The organism is Streptomyces sp. NPDC000878, from assembly GCF_053599695.1.
The window spans coordinates 1-18,223 of sequence record NZ_JBSFMT010000022.1; the positions used below are offsets into that span (position 1 = coordinate 1).

Consider the following 18,223-nt stretch of genomic DNA (forward strand, 5'->3'; position numbering starts at 1 on the left):
GGACGGGCTGGGTTAGTCAGCCCGTCCGGCGTTTGAGGACAAGGCCCGTTCAGGGCCATAGGGGGGTCTGGGGGCGCAGCCCCCAGGGGATGGGAACGGGTAAGGGCGGCGGGGGCGAGACTCACACCACCTCAGCCACAGCCCCCTGCTCCGCCGAACCCGACCGAGCACCCTCATCCTTCTTCTCCGGCCCCGCCCCCTTCAACGGAACCTCCTTCACGAACACCGCCGCCACCAGCGCCGCAACCGCCACCACAGCCCCCAGCAAGAACGCCGAGTGCGTCCCGGAAGACACCGCGTACTGATACGCCTCCCGCGCCGCCGCAGGCAACTTCGCCAGGCTCGCCGCATCCAGCTGAGCCGACTGCTCGGTCACCTTGGACCCCAGCGCCCCAGCCCGCTCGGTCATCACGTCCTGCACCCGGCTGTTGAACAACGCCCCCATGATCGCGACCCCGAACGACGCCCCGAGCGTCCGGAACAGCGTGGCCCCGGAGGACGCGACACCCATGTCCTTCATCTCGACACTGTTCTGCGCGACCAGCATGGTGATCTGCATCAGACAGCCCATACCGGCACCGACGATCGCCATGTACACACCGGACGTCACCCGCGAGGTCCCGGTGTCCATCTGCGCCAGCAGGAACAGCCCCACGATCATCAGCACACTGCCGACCACCGGGAACACCTTGTACCTGCCACTGCTGGTGGTCACCCGCCCGGCGATCATCGACACGACCATCATCGCGCCGAGCATCGGAAGCAGCAGCAGCCCCGAGTTGGTCGCGGACGCGCCCTGCACGGACTGCTGGTACAGCGGCAGGAACAGCACCGCACCGAACATCACGAACCCGGTGACGAACCCGATGACCGCCATCAGCGAGAAGTTCCGGCTGCGGAATATGTGCAGCGGCATGATCGGCTCGGCGGCCTTGGTCTGCCAGAACACGAACCCGACGAGCGAGGCGACGCCGATCCCGATCAGCTCCATGATCCTGGCGGAGCCCCACGCGTACTCCGTACCACCCCAGGTGGTCACCAGAACGATCGCCGTAATACCGACAGTCAGCAGCGCCGCGCCCGGATAGTCGATCCGCGTCTGCGCCCGCTTCCTCGGCAGATGCAGCACCGCGCTGATGGCGACAAGCGCGACCACACCCAGCGGCAGGTTGATGTAGAACGACCAGCGCCAGCCCAGGTGGTCCGTCAACGCCCCGCCGACCAGCGGTCCGCCGATCATGGCGAGCGCCATCACGCCGGCCATCATGCCCTGGTACTTGCCACGCTCACGCGGCGGAATCAGGTCCCCGATGATCGCCATGACCCCGACCATCAGACCACCGGCGCCGAGCCCCTGGACGGCCCGGAAGCCGATCAGCTGCCCCATGTCCTGGGCCATACCGCTGAGCGCCGACCCGATCAGGAAGAGCACGATCGACGTCATGAAGACGCCCTTGCGCCCGTACATGTCGCCGAGCTTGCCCCAGATCGGGGTGGAGGCGGCGGTCGCGAGCGTGTAGGCCGTCACGACCCACGACAGGTGTTCGAGCCCGCCCAGTTCACCGACGATCGTCGGCATCGCCGTACCGATGATCATGTTGTCCAGCATCGCGAGCATCATCGCGATCATGAGCGCGAGCAGCACGACACGCACACTCCGCGGCTGCTTGCCCTGTTCCCCGGACTCACCCGGCTTGCCCTGCTCACCCTGCCCGTCGGCCCCGTCAGGCCGGTCCTCTACCACCCGTGCGTCCGCCATCGTCTCCGCCCCACTCCCCCACGTACTCTTACTTACTTGCCGCCCGGCAAGTTGACTACACTGGGGAAGCTAGACCTCTAACTAGCCGGGCGTCAAGTAAGTTTTGTCCCAAGGGCGTGCCCCGGGCGCCCACCCAGGGCATTCACGAGCAGGAGTACGAGCAATGGACCGCACCAAGCAGCGCCGTCGCGGGGACACCCGCCAGCGCATCCAGGACGTGGCGCTCGAACTCTTCGCCGAACAGGGCTACGAGAAGACCTCGCTGCGGGAGATCGCCGAGCGCCTCGACGTCACGAAGGCGGCGCTCTACTACCACTTCAAGACCAAGGAAGAGATCATCGTCAGCCTGTTCGAGGATCTGACGAAGCCGATCGAGGACCTGATCGAGTGGGGCAGGCAGCAGCCGCACACCCTCGACACGAAGCAGGAGATCGTACGCCGCTACAGCGAGGCGCTCGGCGAGGCGGTGCCGCTCTTCCGCTTCATGCAGGAGAACCAGGCGACGGTACGGGACCTGAGCATCGGCGACACGTTCAAGACGCGGATGCTCGGCATGCGGGAGATCATCATCGACCCGAACGCCGCCCTGGTCGACCAGGTCCGCTGCATCAGCGCGATGTTCACACTGCACGCCGGGATGTTCGTGCTCCAGGACCTCGCGGGCGACGCGGACGAGAAGCGCAAGGCGGTCCTGGAGGTGGCGATCGGCCTGGTCACCCAGGCCCACGAGGGCACGGAACAGCCGTAGATCACAGCCCCCAGCCCCCAGCCCTCCGCTAGACAGTCACACCCTTGGCCCGCAGAAACGCCACCGGGTCCACGGCAGAGCCGTAGTTCGCGGTCGTCCGGATCTCGAAGTGCAGGTGCGGCCCGCTGGAGTTGCCCGTGTTGCCCGACAGGGCGATGCGCTGCCCGGTGGCCACGACCTGGCCGACCTTCACGTTGATCTTCGACAGATGGGCGTACTGCGAGTACGTCCCGTTGCCGTGCTTGATGACGATGGCATTGCCGTACGCCGATCCGTCACCGGCGCCGTTGCCGCCGGTCTTGACGACGGTGCCGCCGTGCGCGGCGAAGACCTTCGTACCGCTCGGCACGGCGAAGTCCTGGCCGGAGTGGGTGGACGACCACATATTGCCGGCCTGGTTGAAGCTGGCGCTGAGCGTGTACTTCTTGACCGGGTCCACCCAGGAGGCGGCCTTCTTGGCGGCGGCCTTCTTCGCGACGGTCTGGACCTGGACGGCACTCGCCGTCGTACCGGTGTCGGCGGCGGCCGAGACCCCGGCGGCCCCGAGCACGACCGACACCCCGAGCCCTGCGGCCAGAACGGAGATGCGGGAAACACGGGTGGTGGCGCGCTGGAACATCAGAACCTCATGGGGACGGGGACAGAAAAACCACCCGGCACAGGCGACCTCGCCGGATGGGAAACCCCTTGGTACCCCCACCCCCCACCCAGCCCCAAACCCCTGCTCTACGGCACAAGGTAGTAGTTAACTGTAAATTTACCCACTTATTGACAAAGCGAGCGAAGCCACCGCACTACACAAACCACACTCCACCCACCCGACAACCCACTAACCACCCTAGTAACGGACATTTCGCCTGTGCATCATGTCACCCGGCCCGCGAGGTCGGAGAGCGGCGACTGTGACACGCACAACGGGACCTACGCCACCTCTGCGGCACCCCGGAACAACACCGGCACCGGGCCGAACAAACCCCCTCCGACTACTGGCATCTCGCCGCTACCCGTGAGTAATGTTCCCTTCCCACCCGCGCCACTCACTCCCGCAAGCATGCCCCTGACATCTGCTGAGATCCGCAGTCCCCGGCACCGCACGGACCCACGTGAGAGGACCCCCACCCCGATGACAACAGGCTCCTGGACGCCCTGGACGCGCCGTATCGGCCTGACCGCCGTCGCAGCGGTCGCCGCGGTGACCCTGACCGGCCCCGGCACCGCCCAGGCCGCGACGACCGCGTCCACCACGTCCGTGTCGGCCACCGCAGCCGCCGAGGACGTCGACTACGCCACCTGGCAGCTGGACTGCCAGGCCGTGATGGACCAGGCACTGCCCTACCTGAAGCAGCGCATCGCCGCCGCCCCCGCGGGCGAGAAGCCGGCGATCGTCTTCGACATCGACAACACCACCCTGGAGACCGACTTCGGCTTCAGCTTCCCGTCGCCGGCCAACGCGCCCGTGCTGAAGGTGGCCCAGTACGCCCAGGAGCACGGCGTCGCCCTGTTCTTCGTCACCGCGCGCCCGGACATCATCAAGGCCCTGACGCAGTACAACCTCACGTACGTCGGCTACGACGTCACCGGGCTGTACGTCCGCAATCTGATCGACCTCTTCAGGGACGTGGCCGAGTACAAGACCGCGCAGCGCGTCGACATCGAGTCGAAGGGCTACACGATCATCGCCAACATCGGCAACAGCGCCACCGACCTGTCGGGCGGCCACGCCGAGAAGACGTACAAGCTGCCGGACTACGACGGCCAGCTGTCGTAATCGACCCCATCAGGCCCCCGTCGGGCATGCGAAAGGGGCCGGTGCTGGAAAGCACCGACCCCTTTCTGACGTAGCCCTGAGGCTTACGCCTCCTTGCTCAGGTTCGGCCCCGCACCGCCGGCCGCCTGCTCGATCGGCGGGACGTCGGGCAGTGCCGACTTCTCCTCGCCGCGGAAGGTGAAGGTCGCCGCCTCACCCTCGCCTTCCGTGTCGACGACCACGATGTGACCGGGGCGCAGCTCGCCGAAGAGGATCTTCTCCGAGAGCGTGTCCTCGATCTCGCGCTGGATCGTGCGACGCAGCGGGCGGGCGCCCAGGACAGGGTCGTAACCCTTCTTGGACAGCAGCTCCTTCGCGGACTGGGAGAGCTCGATGCCCATGTCCCGGTCCTTGAGGCGCTCGTCGACCTTGCCGATCATCAGGTCGACGATCGTGAGGATGTCGTCCTGGGTCAGCTGCGGGAAGACGACCACGTCGTCGACGCGGTTGAGGAACTCGGGCCGGAAGTGCTGCTTCAGCTCGTCCGAGACCTTGTTCTTCATGCGCTCGTAGTTGGACTTCTTGTCACCGGAGGCCGCGAAGCCCAGGTTGAAGCCCTTGGAGATGTCCCGCGTGCCGAGGTTGGTCGTCATGATGATGACCGTGTTCTTGAAGTCCACGACCCGGCCCTGGGAGTCGGTCAGACGACCGTCCTCCAGGATCTGGAGAAGGCTGTTGAAGATGTCCGGGTGGGCCTTCTCGACCTCGTCGAAGAGGACGACGGAGAACGGCTTGCGGCGGACCTTCTCGGTCAGCTGGCCGCCCTCTTCGTAGCCCACGTAACCGGGGGGCGAACCGAAGAGACGCGACACCGTGTGCTTCTCGCTGAACTCCGACATGTCGAGGGAGATCAGCGCGTCCTCGTCACCGAAGAGGAACTCGGCCAGGGCCTTGCTCAGCTCGGTCTTACCGACACCGGACGGGCCCGCGAAGATGAACGAACCACCGGGACGCTTCGGGTCCTTCAGACCGGCACGCGTACGACGGATCGCCTTGGAGAGCGCCTTGACGGCGTCCTTCTGGCCGATGACCCGCTTGTGGAGCTCGTCCTCCATGCGCAGCAGGCGGCTCGACTCCTCCTCGGTCAGCTTGAAGACCGGGATGCCGGTGGCGGTCGCGAGGACCTCGGCGATCAGCTCGCCGTCGACCTCGGCGACGACGTCCATGTCGCCGGCCTTCCACTCCTTCTCCCGCTTGGCCTTCGCGGCGAGGAGCTGCTTCTCCTTGTCGCGCAGGGAGGCGGCCTTCTCGAAGTCCTGCGAGTCGATCGCGGACTCCTTGTCGCGGCGGACGCCGGCGATCTTCTCGTCGAACTCGCGGAGGTCCGGCGGCGCGGTCATCCGGCGGATGCGCATCCGGGAACCGGCCTCGTCGATCAGGTCGATCGCCTTGTCCGGCAGGAAGCGGTCCGAGATGTAGCGGTCGGCGAGCGTCGCCGCCTGCACCAGGGCCTCGTCGGTGATCGAGACACGGTGGTGCGCCTCGTACCGGTCGCGCAGGCCCTTGAGGATCTCGATCGTGTGGGGGAGGGAAGGCTCCGCCACCTGGATCGGCTGGAAGCGGCGCTCGAGGGCCGCGTCCTTCTCGAGGTGCTTGCGGTACTCGTCGAGCGTGGTGGCACCGATGGTCTGCAGCTCACCGCGGGCCAGCATCGGCTTCAGGATCGAAGCGGCGTCGATGGCGCCTTCGGCGGCACCCGCGCCGACGAGCGTGTGCAGCTCGTCGATGAACAGGATGATGTCGCCGCGGGTGCGGATCTCCTTGAGGACCTTCTTCAGGCGCTCCTCGAAGTCACCGCGGTAGCGGGAGCCGGCGACCAGCGCGCCGAGGTCCAGGGTGTAGAGGTGCTTGTCCTTGAGGGTCTCGGGCACCTCGCCCTTGACGATGGCCTGGGCGAGGCCCTCGACGACGGCGGTCTTGCCGACGCCGGGCTCACCGATGAGGACCGGGTTGTTCTTCGTACGGCGGGACAGCACCTGCATGACCCGCTCGATCTCCTTCTCGCGCCCGATGACCGGGTCGAGCTTGGACTCACGAGCGGCCTGGGTGAGGTTCCGGCCGAACTGGTCGAGGACCAGGGACGTCGAGGGGGTGCCCTCGGCGGGGCCGCCGGCGGTGGCGGTCTCCTTGCCCTGGTAACCGGAGAGCAGCTGGATGACCTGCTGCCGCACGCGGTTGAGGTCTGCGCCCAGCTTGACCAGGACCTGGGCGGCGACGCCCTCGCCCTCACGGATCAGGCCGAGCAGGATGTGCTCCGTGCCGATGTAGTTGTGGCCCAGCTGAAGGGCCTCGCGGAGCGACAGCTCCAGGACCTTCTTGGCACGGGGGGTGAAGGGGATGTGCCCGGACGGGGCCTGCTGGCCCTGACCGATGATCTCCTCCACCTGCTGACGGACCGCCTCAAGCGAAATGCCGAGGCTCTCCAGGGCCTTTGCGGCGACACCTTCACCCTCGTGGATCAGGCCCAGGAGGATGTGCTCGGTGCCGATGTAGTTGTGGTTGAGCATCCGGGCTTCTTCCTGAGCCAGGACGACAACCCGCCGCGCGCGGTCGGTGAACCTCTCGAACATCGTTAATCGCTCCTCAGAGCGGTCAGGCAGTAAGGGGACGCTCCCCTCCCTGTCCTTCCGCAGCTTAGTCCCGCAAGCGGGGACCGCTCATTCCAACTGCCGACACCGGACCGAGAACCAACACAGCCTCCTGACCCTGAACGCCGACATATGCTCCAACCCGATCGTGCGAGACGATGTTCCCGCAGGCCAGGCAGTTACCCCCACTATCAGTACGCCGATGGCGAACGTGAGACGGCCTTTTCTGCGTGTCGCCCCCTCCCACTAGGGATGTCTTACCCGTACGGACCGACACTCCATGCCGGATGCACCGGTTCCCTCCGCTACGGGCGAACAACCTTGCGCCGCCGAACTGCTCCGCGCATCCCCGAAATCGGAACTCCGCGCATCCGCAAGGGCACCCAGCGTAACTCGCGGCCCTTCGCGGCGGTTGGCTTCGCATGGTTCCCACGGTCCCCCTTCCTCGCCGCCCTCTCGACCCGGGCGACACCACGAACGATGTCCGGCACTGGTACGAGAACGAACTGGGATGGGCGACAGTGCCCGGTTCCGGCTGCGGGGGTCTTCCGGTACGGCTGGTCGTGGGCCGGAGCTTCGACGTGCTCGACGTGCCGGCCGAGGCGGGCTTCGCGGCGCTGCGGCACCGGGGGCAGGTGCGGGCGCCGGCTTCCCCGGTGGCCCTGCACGGGGACCGGATGCTGCTGCTGGTGGCCGCGGGCAGCGCGGACGAGTTGCCGGGGCTGCTGGACTGGCTGGAGTGGGGCGGGCTCGCACCGGATCTGAGGGCGATCGGCGCGGGCGGCCACATCGAGGCGCCCCCGCCGCCCGGGCCGCCCGGTTCCCCCGTACCGGCGGGCAGCTCTCCTGGCTCTCAGGCCCGTTCTCAGAGCGGTTCTGAGGCCCGTACAAATCCGCAGGGGGCCGCTGTCTGGCTGCGGCCCCCTGAAACAGGGTGCGGGACGGCGGTCCCGCTGCCGACGATGTCGGCCCTGGGGGGCGTCGGAGGCGCCCCCGATCTCGTACGGCTGGTGGACACGCTGGCGACACAGTGCCAACGCGTCCGACTGCGGCGCGCGTGCGCTCAGCCGTTGGCCTTCTCGTAAGCCTCACGAATGGACGCGGGAACACGGCCACGGTCGTTGACCTCGTAACCGTTCTCCTTCGCCCAAGCACGGATCTGCGCGGTGTCCTGGCTTCCGCCGGAAGCGACACGCGCCTTTCCACGCCCACCCGAAGCACGGCCCCCGGTACGGCGACCGCCCTTGACGTAGGGCTCCAGAAGACCGCGAAGCTTGTCAGCATTGGCAGTCGTGAGATCGATCTCGAACGTCTTGCCGTCCAACGCGAACGTCACGGTCTCGTCCGCCTCGCCGCCGTCGAGGTCGTCGACAAGAAGGACCTGAACCTTCTGTGCCACCGGATTTCCTTTCATCGATAACGTGGGAGCCGATGCCCACGGCGTGCGCCGCTGTTTCGCATCCCCTGTTTTATGCAGTACTGCAGTACGTCGGAAAGCAAACCGCTTTTGCCGGAAAAACACAAACCCCCGGGAGAGACCGACCTCCCTTCCCCCGACCGGAAACGTACGCGTTTCGGACATAGGGAACCTGGGCAGGCGGCTCACAGGAATTGCCGATGCCCGATCACCGATGCCCGATCACAGATGCAGAAGCATCCGACTGTTGCCCAAGGTGTTCGGTTTCACTCGTTCGAGACCGAGGAACTCCGCGACGCCCTCGTCATAGGAACGCAGTAGCTCGGCGTAGACATCGGTGTCAACGGGCGTCTCACCGATCTCCACGAAGCCGTGCTTCCCGAAGAAGTCCACTTCAAAGGTCAGACAGAAAACGCGTCGAACACCGAGCCAGCGGGCGGTCTGCAGCAACTTCTCCAGCAACTGATGCCCGACACCGGAACCCTTGAGGTCCGGGTTCACGGCGAGAGTACGAACTTCGGCGAGGTCTTCCCACATCACGTGGAGTGCACCGCACCCCACGACCTCGCCGTTGTCGTCGCGTTCTGCGACCCAGAACTCCTGGATGTCCTCGTAAAGCGTCACCGTCGCTTTGTCGAGCAGGATACGGCCCCGGACGAACGAGTCAAGGAGTCCGCGTACGGCCTGGACATCGCTGGTCCTGGCCCGCCGGACGGTGATGGCTTTCGCTGTGACTTCGGGACGCATCGCTGACATGAGCGGACGCTATCGCCCGGTGGGCCCCTGGGCCGAGGCGGGGTTCTCGTAGCCGGTATGTTCCACGGCTTCCGTCTGCCCGGCCTGTTCGGGCTGTTCGGGCTGTTCGGGCTGTTCGGGCTGTTCCGGCCCTTGGACGATGCGAACGGCATCCCTGAGGTCCCGCCGCTGTTCTTCGCTCATCATGCCGAAGAAGGCGACGAGAGCGGCGGCGGGGTTGTCGCTCTGCGACCACGCGTCGTTCATCAGCGCCGCCGCGTAGGCAGCTCGGGTGGAGACCGCCTCATATCGATAGGCCCGGCCTTCCGCCTCGCGACGGACCCAGCCCTTCTGATGGAGATTGTCCAAAACGGTCATCACCGTGGTGTACGCGATGGACCGTTCCTGCTGAAGGTCTTCCAGGACTTCTCGAACGGTGACCGGGCGGTTCCACTTCCACACCCGCGTCATGACCGCGTCTTCGAGTTCTCCCAATGGGCGAGGCACAACTCAGCACAGTAGTGGGAGAACGGGTGAATAGCGCGAAGGACGTGCACTTTTACCGTCAAACACCATCAAACACCCACGAAACAGGGCGCCCCTACTCGCCCTGTCCGGCCTGGCGGGTCTGCTCGGCCCGGGCGAGGGTCGCGTCGACGACGGCGTCCTCCTTGGCCTTGTTGGCACCACCCTGACTCTTCACCATCGTCACGATCACACCGATGAAGAGCGCGGCCATCACTACGGGGGGCACGAGCGCGGAGACGTAGTCCATGCGACCAGAGTAGCCAGGGCCGCCGAAAGGCCCGGGCGGGGGCCCGGGCCTTTCGGTGATTCCAGCTCCGTACAGCGGCTCGGTTCAGCCAGCGGCGAGCTGCTGCGGGGGATTCGCGGGCGGGGTCGGCTTGCGGCGCGGGAAGACCTCGCCGGGGGTGGGGATGGGCCGGCCGGGCTTGGGGGCTTCGGGCGCGGGCCGGGGTGCCGGGGCGGGGCGTTCGAGCGGCTTCTTCTCCGCGGGCTTCTCGCCTGGCTTCCTGCCGGGTTCCTGGGCGGAGAGACCGCCGGGCAGGGCCAGGAGCCGGGTCCGGGATGCGGGCACCGTCGGCGTGACCGGCGCCCGGCCGGACACTCGGGCGCCGAGTCGGGCCCGTACGTTCCGCTCCGCGTGCCGCAGACAGCGGTCCAGGAGGGCGGCGGCGACCGGGTTGCCCCGCAGGGCCCGGAGGGCGGCGAGGTCGTCCGGGTCCGGGCGGTACCCGGCGCCCAGTGCCTCCTCCAGGAGCGTGAGATAGCCGGCGGCGGTGCCGGGCAGGGCGGCGCGGTAGCGGGCGAGGTCGGCCACGAGGAAGGCGCGCAGCCTGGCTCCCTCATGCGTCGCCTCGTCGACGGACTCGGCTAGCCGGAGACAGTCCTGGACGTCCTCCGCGGAGGCGGGGCCGGGGTGGAGGGCGAGGGCGAGAGCACGGCGGAGCACACGCAGCTCCTCCGCACCGAACGCCATGCCGCCGCGAGATCCGAATGGCGTGGGCATGCGGCGACGATACGCGCTAATCAGACAAACTCGGCATTGGGAAGGGGGTGTGGCACAGGAAGCCACCCGGCTGGCCGTGCGCAGAGTTGTTTCCGCCCCCGCCGCCCCTACCCGTCCCATCCTTCTGGGGGCTGCGCCCCCAGACCCCCGCTCCGGCCCTGAACGGGCCTTGTCCTCAAACGCCGGACGGGCTGGATGGTGCCGGCCGGCGCTGAAAGACCAAGCCCCGGCCGGCGTTCGAGGACAACCACGCCCCGCCCACCCTTGCCTCGCCCACCCGCCCGCGCCGCTTCCGCAGCACAGACGGTGCCTCTTCAGCACCGGCCGGGCATTCCAGCCCGTCCGGCGCTTGAGGACAAGCGCGTCCAGCGCGAGCCTTTCCCCACCCACCTCACCGCACTTCACCACCGGCCCGCACCACCCACTCAGCCCGTCCGGCGCTTGAGGACGAGCGCGCTCAGCCCGCCTCTGCCCACCCACCCGCCCGCACCCCGTCCAGCCCGTCCGGCGTTTGAGGACGAGGCCGTTCAGGCCGACAGCGGGGGTCTGGGGGCGCAGCCCCCAGAAGGATGGGACGGGTAGGGGCGGCGGGGGCGAAGAAAAAGCTCACGCCACCCCCAGCACCTCCTCCAGCACCGCCACGATCTCCGCATGCCCCGTCCCCTGATCAACCCCCGCCACCACACCCCCGTCCCGCACAAGCTCCACAGCAACTCCCTCCGCCCACCGTCGGGTGACATACTCCCCGCCGAACCCATGCGCCCGCGCCAGCCCCGCCTGCAGCTCCGTCGCCACATCCAGCCGCGTCCAGCGCCGCGCCTCCGCCAACGCCTCCCCCTTCGACCGCGCACCCCGCGCCAGCAGGGACCGTACGCAGGCGGGAGAACCCCGGCGGGCGGCCGTGACCAACGGGGGCTCGCCGGTCGGGCCGGGGCGGTTCGGGTTCGCGCCCGCCGCCAGCAGGGCCTCCGCCACCGCCGCGTGACCGCAGCGCAGCGCCCACGCCAGAGCCGTGAAGCCGAACGCCTCCACCGCGTCGGGAACGGCCCCCGAGGCCAGCAGCGCGCGGACGACCTCCGTGTGGCCGCCGCAGGCCGCCCCGCACAGGGGGAGGTCCGAGCCCGCGCTCAGCCGGTCGGGCGCCGCGCCGGCGGACAGCAGCAGCCGTACGATGCCGGGCGCGTCGCTCACCGCCGCGACGTACAGGGCGGTCTGGCCGTCCTCGTCCAGCGCCTCCGGGCTCACACCGAGCCGCAGCAGCCGTAGGACCGCGTCCTCATCACCCTCGTACATCGCGGTGAAGAGGGCGTGATCACTGCCTTGTGGCGGTTCTTGCCCGTTCATACCTTCCGACCTTCGCTCGCGAAGTGCCGGTGAAGCAAAGGCTTTCGGGGTGAAATGCCCCACGTCTCCCCGGCATCACGTGTCGCACTCGAGGACCGTCCGGCACACCCCGCACCGCGCCCGCACCCGCCCCCGCACCGGCACCCGGATGCGCTGATGGCACGTCGGACAGGGAAACGAGACCCGCAGCGGACCGTGACCGTCGGGGCCACCAGAGGTGGCGGAGCCGGTGGAGGCATCGGGGGCATCGGGGGTGAAGCTGTACGGGACGACGCCCGGTTGCGACGCACCCGGCCCGTGCCGGCCCTGCGCATGACGGCGGTCGCGCGCGTACCGACGGCGGCCCGCCCAGCCCGCCGCCGTCAGCGGGGGCTGACGCGAGTCGCGGCGGGCCAGCTCCATGCCCGCCGCGTACGCCGTGTACGCCTGCGGACTGGTGAACCAGATCCCGGGGTCCTCGTCGAAGAGCAGGGCCCGCTTGGCCAGGACGTACCCGAACTCCTCCGGGGTCAGATAGCCGAGCTTCTGCGAGGAGTCGGCGTCCTCGCGGTAGGCGTCGAGGAGGAGCCAGCCCGCGCCCAGATACGCAGCCGCCGTGTCCGTCAGGATCTCGTTGTCGCGTGTCCCCGGGAAGGAGAGGTCCAGGCGGTGCAGATAGACGTGCATCACCTCGTGCGCGAGGGCCGCGCCGATGTCCCTGCGGTGGGTGCGGAAACGGTCGTTCAGCTCGATGAAGTACTCGGGCCCCGCCGCCAGTTCGACATTCGCCGCGTGGGTCATCTCGCGGAAACCGACGATCATGCGCGCGTCCGGGAGCCGGTAGTGCCGCACCATCTCACGGGCCACGCGCTGCGCGCCCAGATGCAGGTCGTCGGTGTCGCAGAACGCCACGTCGACCGGGGCCACACTCGTCGCGAAGGTCTGGACGGTGTCGTACGACAGCCTCTTGTAGAGCGCGTTGATCGCGGCCCGCACCGTCTCCAGATGTGGGTAGCCGTGCTCGACCGGTCCGTCGTTCGCCACGTCCGTACCCCCAAGACGCCCTGAACTCCTCTCCACTTTACGTGCAGGGGAGCTGTCGGTAAGAGCGGATTTCCTACCGTCGGGTTCCGCCGCGGGCACGTGATATCCGCCCTTGTTCCGCACCCGCCTTGATCTTCATACTTGCGTTCTTTGTCACCACGTCACCACCACCCCCCACGAAAGGACGTACGTTGACCCACACCTCGTCGGTCGGAAGAGGTCTCTCCCTGGTCAAGCGGGCCGCGGCGGTCGGTGCCGCGGCCCTCGCGATCGCGAGCCTCCAGCCGCTCGCCGCACAGGCCGCGCCCGCGCCCGTCGTAGGAGGAACGCCCGCCGCACAGAACGAGTTCCCGTGGCTGGTGCACCTCTCGATGGGCTGTGGCGGCGCGCTCTACAAGAAGGACGTCGTCCTCACCGCCGCCCACTGCGTGGACGGCTCCGGCGCCAACACAGGCATCACCGTCACCGCCGGCGTCGCCGACCTGAACGCCTCGGGGGCGATCAAGGTCAAGTCGACCAAGGTCCGCCAGGCCCCGGGCTACAACGGCACCGGCAAGGACTGGGCGCTCATCAAGCTCGCCCGGCCGATCGACAAGCCCACGCTGAAGATCGCCACGACGACCCAGTACAACCGCGGCACGTTCACCATCGCGGGCTGGGGCGACACCCAGGAGAACGCCGGCACCGGCACGACCAAGCTCCTGAAGGCCACCGTCCCCTACGTCAGCGACGCGGGCTGCAAGCTGCACTACGGCAAGCGGCTCGTCCCCGGCGACGAACTCTGCGCCGGCTACCTCGCGGGCGGCGTCGACACCTGCCAGGGCGACTCCGGTGGCCCCATGTTCCGCAAGGACGATGCCGGCGCCTGGATCCAGGTAGGCATAGTCAGCTGGGGCGACGGCTGCGCCCGCCCCGGCGTACCCGGCGTCTACTCCCAGGTGTCCACCTTCGCGAAGGACATAGCCCGCGCGGCCTCCGCGCTGTAGGGCGCCCCGAGTCCGGCGGGGCACCTGGCTCCGCCGGACCTGGGGGACGGACTCGGCGACGCGGGATCCGAGGGACCGAGGCAGGCCCCGGGATCCGAGATCCGGGAGCCCGGCCCCGAGAGGCAGGCTCCAGGAGACGGGATCCGGGACCCAGCCCTGGGACTCCGGCCCCAGGAGCCCCGACCCGAGAGGCGGGCGCCGGAAGGCGGGTACGTCGCCTCAGTGCCTGTCCGGGCTCACCGGAGCTAGCGCCGGCCTGGGCATGTGCAGCGGGTGTTGCGGGGCCGGGGAGGCCGGTTCCGGGACAGGCCCTGCCTGCCCGGCCCCGAGAGGCGGGCCCCGGCGGGCGGGTACGTCGTCTCAGCCCCCGCCCAGGCCCACGCCCACCGGAACCAGCACCGCCCCCGCCCGCCCCGCCCCCTCCAACTCCAGTACCCACACCTCGTTCACGCCCTCCCGCAGTACCGGCCCGGGGACATACAGCGAGCGTTGCGGGCCCACGGACCAGTACCGTCCCAGGGCGAACCCGTTGACCCACGCGAACCCCCGCGTCCACCCCGGCAGTTCGAGCCGCGCGTCCCCGGCCCCGTGCACCGTCACGGCCCCCCGGTACAGCCCCGGGGAGGCCTCGTCGTCCTCAGAGGGCAGCCCCCTGAAGGGCACCTCCTTCACGGCATCCTCCTCGAACGCGTCCAGCCGCAGCCCGCGTGCCCGCACGCCGTGCAGAAACTGCCGCTCGTGCAGCACACCCCCGGTGATGCCCTTCGGCTCGCCGATACGCGGCCCGTAATTGACCCTCCCCAGGGACTCCACCCACAACTCCACGCGCGCGTGCCCCGCGACCGGCTCCGCGAGCCGCACGTCCCCCTCGCCGAGCACCCCGGCCCGCACCTCGTCGACGTACACCACCGCCAGGTCCCGCAGCCCGCGCACGGACAGCGGATACGGCCGCCGCGGCCCCGGAACGGTCACCGCGTAGCGCACGAGACCGCGGTCCACGTCCAGTTCCTCGAACGTGGGCGGCACGGCCTGCTCCGTCTCGGGGCCGCCGAGCGTGTCGAGCACGCTGGACAAGGGGGCCCATTCCGTGAGGTGTACGGCGGCCTGGGCGCCCAACGGGGCGGGGGCCGACGGTGGTTCGGGCGGAGGGGTGTCCGCGTACGCCGACAGGACCTCCCTGAAGCGCCAGAACTTCTCCGTGGGGCGCCCGTGTTCGTCGATCGGCGCGTCGTAGTCGTACGACGTCACGTCCGGCTCCAGGGCGCCCTCGTGAGCCTCTCCGAGGGCGCCGTCGCCGGCCGCCCGGTTCGCGCCCGACCAGCCTGCGAAACTCGTACCGCCGTGCGCCACGTAGATGTTGACCGACGCGCCGCACTCCAGGATCTCGCGGAGGGCCTGTGCGGCGTCCTCGGGGTCGCGTACGACGTGTTCGGCGCCCCAGTGGTCGAACCAGCCGCACCAGAACTCCATGCACATCAGGGGGCCCGTCGGGTGGTGCCTGCGCAGCGTTTCGAAGGACCCGCGCGCGTGGGAGCCGAAATTCACCGTCGCCAGGACGCCCGGCACCGAGCCGCCCGTCAGCATGTGGTCCTCCGGACCGTCCGACGTGAACAGCGGGACGCTCACACCCCCGGCCCGCAGCAGGCCCGTCAGCCGGTCCAGGTACTGACGGTCGGAGCCGTAGCTGCCGTACTCGTTCTCGACCTGCACCATCAGCACCGGGCCGCCCCGGTCGATCTGCCGCGACACGATCTCCGGGAGCAGCCGCCCGAACCAGCGCTCCACAGGACCCAGAAAACGGGCGTCACGCGTGCGTGCGTGTCCCGTCAGCCAATGGGGGAGACCGCCGTTCTCCCATTCCGCGCAGATGTACGGGCCCGGCCGCACGACCGCCCACAGCCCCGCCTCCCGTGCCGCGTCCAGGAACCGGCCCAGTTGTCCTACGTCCCTGAAGTCACCGGGACGCGGCTCGTGCAGGTTCCACGGGACGTACGTCTCCACACAGTTGAGGCCCATCGCCCGCAGCATCGCCAGCCGGTGCGCCCACTGCTCCTCGTGCACCCGGAAGTAGTGCAGCGCCCCCGACAGCAGTCGCACCGGACGGCCGTCCAGCAGGAAGTCCGTGTCGCCCACCGTGAACTCGCTCATGTGCCCCACCCTCACCTCTGGCGGCCGACAGCGTCCATGGACAAAGATCAGCGCCAGTTGGACCGAGGTTTTCGCCCCTCCAATGGGTGGAGACGGGCACGGCACAGGCGGGAGGACCGCGGATGTACCGCACCTGGATGCGCTTCTTCAGCCCCGCGCCCGCCCACCACCGCCTCGGCCTCGTCTGCCTCGGCGTCGGCCTCCAGCACGGCGCCCTGCCCACCGTCGGCCCCCGCGTCCTCGACCACCACGTGGCCGTCGTCGTCAGCGGCGGCCGGGGCTGGTTCCAGGGCACCGACGGCCGCCGCAGGACCGTCACCGCGCCCACCCTGATCTGGCTCACCCCCGGCACCGCCCACCACTACGGGCCCGACCCCGACACCGGCTGGGACGAGGCCTTCGTCGACTTCACCGGGCCCGCCACCGCCACCTACGCCGAACTCGGCTACATCGAACCCGAGCGGCCCCTCGTACCCCTCACCGACGCGGGCCCCGCCCGAGCCGTGATCGGACGCATGGCCCGCGCCGCACGCCGCGACAACCCCGTCCTGGAGGTCGAGACGGCCGCAGCCGTCCACGAACTCCTCGTCGCCCTGCGCCGCACCCGCGCCGATCTGGCCCCCGACGGCGACCAGGTCCTCGCCGCCCTCGCCCGGGACGCCTGCCGCCCCCTGACCGTCGCCGAACACGCCGCCCGGCACGGCATGACCCCCGCCGAACTGCGCACCGCGGTACGACGCGGCGCCGGATGCAGCCCCAAGGACTACCTCCTCGGCATCCGGCTGAGCCGCGCCAAGGAACTCCTCGCCGCCACCGAACTCCCCGTCGCCGCCGTCGCCCGCCGCGTCGGCTACGACGACCCCGCGTACTTCTCCCGCCTCTTCACCCGCCGCGTCGGCATGGCCCCCGTCCACTTCCGGGCCCAGCAGGGACGCACGGTCCCCGGCGGCTGGAGCGACCGCGTCCCCGACCCCGCCGACCCACCGATGATCGAACACCCGCACGTCACGTAACGCCGAGTTCTCGCCCACCTCGCGCGACCCCGGCGCCCCACGAACCCGCCCACCCCGCGCCACGTAGGGTGGACGCCCATGACCACCAGCAACAACCGCGAAGTCGAGCCCGAGATCCGCGCGGAACTCGGCCGGCTGCGCGAGAGCATCGACAACATCGACGCCGCCGTCGTCCACATGCTCGCCGAGCGCTTCAAGTGCACCCAGCAGGTCGGCCACCTCAAAGCCGCACACCAACTGCCGCCCGCCGACCCGAACCGCGAGGCCCAGCAGATCGCCCGCCTGCGCCGACTCGCCGAAAACGCCAATCTCGACCCCGCGTTCGCCGAGAAACTCCTCACCTTCATCATCGCCGAAGTGATCAGACACCACGAGCGCATCGCCGACGACGCCGTGAACGGCGGGAAACCACCGGTGAGTTGACCCCCGGGGCGTGACAGCCGGGCCCCCGCGGGCGCATGCTGCCCTGTGCACTCACCGCGCACTCGTTGTCAGCCGACGAGCACTGCGCGTCAGCGCCACGGGTGCCGTCTGGCTTGTCCACGTGGGAGGGACGTCGGGCCATGCCCTCGGATGCCAAGATCCTCATCGTCGACGACCACGAGGACACCCTGTACGCCCTGGAGAGCGCCCTCGCCCCGCTCGGCTACCGGCTCGCCCGCGCCACCAGCGGCGACGAGGCCCTCAAACAGGTACTGCGCGGCCAGGTCGGCCTCCTCCTGCTCGACGTCCGCATGCCGGGCGTCAGCGGCCTCGACGTCGTGCGCTACATGCGCCGCCTCGAACAGACCCAGCACATCCCCGTCGTCCTGCTCACCGGCTTCGGCCCCGACGCCGAACTCACCTCCACCGCCTTCGGCCTCGGCGTCGCCGACCTCGTCATGAAACCCGTCGACCCCTGGACCCTGCGCACCAAGGTCCGCTACCTGTACGACGCCCACCGCCGCCACCTCGCCCTCGAACAGGAGGTCCGGGAACTCCGCGCCCGCGTCAAGGACCACGGACTGCTCGCCGAACACGCCCTGGAGGACCGCGCCTGAGGCCCCACAGGCGGCCCCCGAGGGCCTTTCGGGGGCGGGGGCGCGCGTCCGGACAAAGGCCGTGTACCGATCCGCCCCTGTGCC

The 18,223-nt window shown here is 69.2% G+C and carries 18 protein-coding genes; 7 read left to right on the forward strand and 11 right to left on the reverse strand.

The genetic code is table 11. The features are described 5' to 3' along the window. Window positions 1-121 precede the first annotated feature (121 nt). A complete protein-coding gene (locus ACWDR4_RS20875) occupies window positions 122-1,759 on the reverse strand; it encodes an MDR family MFS transporter (protein WP_450410465.1) in 1,638 nt (545 codons plus the stop codon). A gap of 163 nt (window positions 1,760-1,922) precedes the next feature. Between ACWDR4_RS20875 and ACWDR4_RS20880 the strand changes: the two genes are divergently transcribed. Beyond that, a complete protein-coding gene (locus ACWDR4_RS20880) occupies window positions 1,923-2,507 on the forward strand; it encodes a TetR/AcrR family transcriptional regulator (protein ID WP_450410466.1) in 585 nt (194 codons plus the stop codon). A 28-nt stretch (window positions 2,508-2,535) separates the two neighbouring features. Here the strand turns inward: ACWDR4_RS20880 and ACWDR4_RS20885 are convergent, their stop codons facing one another. Beyond that, complete coding sequence (locus tag ACWDR4_RS20885; protein ID WP_450410468.1) at window positions 2,536-3,126, reverse strand: M23 family metallopeptidase; 591 nt, start codon at window positions 3,124-3,126, stop codon at window positions 2,536-2,538. Between the two features lie 504 nt (window positions 3,127-3,630). On the opposite strand from ACWDR4_RS20885, the gene ACWDR4_RS20890 reads away from it, so the two are divergent. Further along, window positions 3,631-4,275, forward strand: coding sequence for an HAD family acid phosphatase (locus ACWDR4_RS20890; protein ID WP_450410469.1), 645 nt, complete (start codon window positions 3,631-3,633; stop codon window positions 4,273-4,275). 83 nt (window positions 4,276-4,358) lie between these two features. Here the strand turns inward: ACWDR4_RS20890 and ACWDR4_RS20895 are convergent, their stop codons facing one another. Beyond that, window positions 4,359-6,884, reverse strand: a complete 2,526-nt coding sequence (locus ACWDR4_RS20895; protein WP_450410471.1) for an ATP-dependent Clp protease ATP-binding subunit — start codon at window positions 6,882-6,884, stop codon at window positions 4,359-4,361. A gap of 440 nt (window positions 6,885-7,324) precedes the next feature. Here ACWDR4_RS20895 and ACWDR4_RS20900 point away from each other — a divergent pair, with 440 nt between their 5' ends. Next, entirely contained in the window at window positions 7,325-7,987 is a 663-nt protein-coding gene (locus ACWDR4_RS20900; RefSeq protein WP_450410472.1) for an SCO3374 family protein, read from the forward strand. Here the strand turns inward: ACWDR4_RS20900 and ACWDR4_RS20905 are convergent. The 7 genes from ACWDR4_RS20905 to ACWDR4_RS20935 all read right to left on the reverse strand — a co-directional run bounded on the left by ACWDR4_RS20905 (window position 7,966) and on the right by ACWDR4_RS20935 (window position 12,952). After that, window positions 7,966-8,301 carry a histone-like nucleoid-structuring protein Lsr2 gene (locus ACWDR4_RS20905; protein WP_235475883.1) on the reverse strand — a complete coding sequence of 112 codons (336 nt, stop codon included), beginning with the start codon at window positions 8,299-8,301 and terminating at the stop codon, window positions 7,966-7,968. The two genes, ACWDR4_RS20900 and ACWDR4_RS20905, sit on opposite strands and share 22 nt — an antisense overlap. Window positions 8,302-8,541: 240 nt before the next feature. Further along, on the reverse strand, window positions 8,542-9,075 hold the full coding sequence (locus tag ACWDR4_RS20910) for an amino-acid N-acetyltransferase (RefSeq protein WP_235475884.1): 534 nt from the start codon (window positions 9,073-9,075) through the stop codon (window positions 8,542-8,544). 9 nt (window positions 9,076-9,084) lie between these two features. Next, the gene (locus tag ACWDR4_RS20915; protein WP_450410474.1) at window positions 9,085-9,525 is read right to left on the reverse strand and encodes a BlaI/MecI/CopY family transcriptional regulator; all 441 of its coding nucleotides are present in this window, start codon (window positions 9,523-9,525) and stop codon (window positions 9,085-9,087) included. A gap of 130 nt (window positions 9,526-9,655) precedes the next feature. Further along, window positions 9,656-9,829 (reverse strand): hypothetical protein, encoded by a 174-nt coding sequence (locus ACWDR4_RS20920; RefSeq protein ID WP_389355570.1) that lies wholly within the window; start codon window positions 9,827-9,829, stop codon window positions 9,656-9,658. Window positions 9,830-9,913: 84 nt separating this feature from the next. Next, the gene (locus ACWDR4_RS20925) at window positions 9,914-10,555 is read right to left on the reverse strand and encodes a hypothetical protein (protein ID WP_450410623.1); all 642 of its coding nucleotides are present in this window, start codon (window positions 10,553-10,555) and stop codon (window positions 9,914-9,916) included. Window positions 10,556-11,191: 636 nt separating this feature from the next. Next, window positions 11,192-11,929 (reverse strand): ankyrin repeat domain-containing protein, encoded by a 738-nt coding sequence (locus tag ACWDR4_RS20930; RefSeq protein ID WP_450410476.1) that lies wholly within the window; start codon window positions 11,927-11,929, stop codon window positions 11,192-11,194. Window positions 11,930-12,004: 75 nt separating this feature from the next. Next, the gene (locus tag ACWDR4_RS20935; RefSeq protein WP_450410478.1) at window positions 12,005-12,952 is read right to left on the reverse strand and encodes a hypothetical protein; all 948 of its coding nucleotides are present in this window, start codon (window positions 12,950-12,952) and stop codon (window positions 12,005-12,007) included. A gap of 191 nt (window positions 12,953-13,143) precedes the next feature. Between ACWDR4_RS20935 and ACWDR4_RS20940 the strand changes: the two genes are divergently transcribed. After that, entirely contained in the window at window positions 13,144-13,938 is a 795-nt protein-coding gene (locus ACWDR4_RS20940) for a S1 family peptidase (protein WP_450410480.1), read from the forward strand. 360 nt (window positions 13,939-14,298) lie between these two features. On the opposite strand, the gene ACWDR4_RS20945 is transcribed toward ACWDR4_RS20940, so the two are convergent. Beyond that, window positions 14,299-16,086 carry a glycoside hydrolase family 35 protein gene (locus tag ACWDR4_RS20945; RefSeq protein ID WP_450410482.1) on the reverse strand — a complete coding sequence of 596 codons (1,788 nt, stop codon included), beginning with the start codon at window positions 16,084-16,086 and terminating at the stop codon, window positions 14,299-14,301. Window positions 16,087-16,208: 122 nt separating this feature from the next. On the opposite strand from ACWDR4_RS20945, the gene ACWDR4_RS20950 reads away from it, so the two are divergent. From ACWDR4_RS20950 to ACWDR4_RS20960, 3 genes are all read left to right on the forward strand, one after another. Further along, window positions 16,209-17,099: an AraC family transcriptional regulator gene (locus tag ACWDR4_RS20950; protein WP_450410484.1), complete on the forward strand. Its 891-nt coding sequence runs from the start codon at window positions 16,209-16,211 to the stop codon at window positions 17,097-17,099. Window positions 17,100-17,177: 78 nt separating this feature from the next. Beyond that, complete coding sequence (locus ACWDR4_RS20955; RefSeq protein ID WP_450410486.1) at window positions 17,178-17,522, forward strand: chorismate mutase; 345 nt, start codon at window positions 17,178-17,180, stop codon at window positions 17,520-17,522. Window positions 17,523-17,662: 140 nt separating this feature from the next. Next, on the forward strand, window positions 17,663-18,139 hold the full coding sequence (locus tag ACWDR4_RS20960; RefSeq protein WP_450410487.1) for a response regulator: 477 nt from the start codon (window positions 17,663-17,665) through the stop codon (window positions 18,137-18,139). Window positions 18,140-18,223: the final 84 nt, after the last annotated feature.

Coding starts and splice junctions, on each gene's coding strand:
- ACWDR4_RS20875 (WP_450410465.1), bottom strand. CDS start 1,759: ATGGCGGACGCACGGGTGGTAGAGGACCGGCCTGACGGGGCCGACGGG.
- ACWDR4_RS20880 (WP_450410466.1), top strand. CDS start 1,923: ATGGACCGCACCAAGCAGCGCCGTCGCGGGGACACCCGCCAGCGCATC.
- ACWDR4_RS20885 (WP_450410468.1), bottom strand. CDS start 3,126: ATGTTCCAGCGCGCCACCACCCGTGTTTCCCGCATCTCCGTTCTGGCC.
- ACWDR4_RS20890 (WP_450410469.1), top strand. CDS start 3,631: ATGACAACAGGCTCCTGGACGCCCTGGACGCGCCGTATCGGCCTGACC.
- ACWDR4_RS20895 (WP_450410471.1), bottom strand. CDS start 6,884: ATGTTCGAGAGGTTCACCGACCGCGCGCGGCGGGTTGTCGTCCTGGCT.
- ACWDR4_RS20900 (WP_450410472.1), top strand. CDS start 7,325: ATGGTTCCCACGGTCCCCCTTCCTCGCCGCCCTCTCGACCCGGGCGAC.
- ACWDR4_RS20910 (WP_235475884.1), bottom strand. CDS start 9,075: ATGTCAGCGATGCGTCCCGAAGTCACAGCGAAAGCCATCACCGTCCGG.
- ACWDR4_RS20915 (WP_450410474.1), bottom strand. CDS start 9,525: ATGACGCGGGTGTGGAAGTGGAACCGCCCGGTCACCGTTCGAGAAGTC.
- ACWDR4_RS20920 (WP_389355570.1), bottom strand. CDS start 9,829: ATGGACTACGTCTCCGCGCTCGTGCCCCCCGTAGTGATGGCCGCGCTC.
- ACWDR4_RS20925 (WP_450410623.1), bottom strand. CDS start 10,555: ATGGCGTTCGGTGCGGAGGAGCTGCGTGTGCTCCGCCGTGCTCTCGCC.
- ACWDR4_RS20930 (WP_450410476.1), bottom strand. CDS start 11,929: ATGAACGGGCAAGAACCGCCACAAGGCAGTGATCACGCCCTCTTCACC.
- ACWDR4_RS20945 (WP_450410482.1), bottom strand. CDS start 16,086: ATGAGCGAGTTCACGGTGGGCGACACGGACTTCCTGCTGGACGGCCGT.
- ACWDR4_RS20950 (WP_450410484.1), top strand. CDS start 16,209: ATGTACCGCACCTGGATGCGCTTCTTCAGCCCCGCGCCCGCCCACCAC.
- ACWDR4_RS20955 (WP_450410486.1), top strand. CDS start 17,178: ATGACCACCAGCAACAACCGCGAAGTCGAGCCCGAGATCCGCGCGGAA.
- ACWDR4_RS20960 (WP_450410487.1), top strand. CDS start 17,663: ATGCCCTCGGATGCCAAGATCCTCATCGTCGACGACCACGAGGACACC.